At 73.7% G+C, this 342-nt stretch carries 1 protein-coding gene; it reads right to left on the bottom strand.

Annotated elements, in window-relative coordinates; translation table 11 throughout:
* A partial coding sequence (locus ASG00_RS15245) for a hypothetical protein (RefSeq protein ID WP_056207390.1) occupies positions 1-256 on the bottom strand: 256 nt, incomplete at its 3' end.
* Positions 257-342 lie beyond the last annotated feature (86 nt).

The following is a 342-nucleotide window of genomic DNA, read 5'->3' as shown; positions in this document are numbered from 1 at the left end:
CCGCCGATGCCGGGTCGTTGGTGAATGTGTCCGCGGTGTGCGCGTACGACTCGGTCCCGACGGGGGCGGTCACCGCCACCGTGTAGTCCCCGCGCACCATCACCGTCCCGGTGACGGTGTCGGGGGTGGTGAACGACTGGGCGCGCACCGGGGTGCGGGTCGCCTCGACGGCGAACACCGGCTCCGGCGTCAACGGGATCAGCAACGGCAGTCCGGCGATCGACGCGACCGGGAGCATCACCGCGCCGGCGAGCATCCGGGATCGGGTGAGCGTGCGGCGCGGCGCGTGTCGAGGTGTCCGGGCGGCACGGGTGGGCCGACGGCGTCGATCGCGTCGCGTCT

The sequence above is a fragment of the Microbacterium sp. Leaf351 genome (assembly GCF_001423825.1).
Taxonomy (GTDB): Bacteria; Actinomycetota; Actinomycetes; order Actinomycetales; family Microbacteriaceae; genus Microbacterium; species Microbacterium ginsengisoli.
This window is presented reverse-complemented; position numbering and strand designations above follow the sequence as displayed.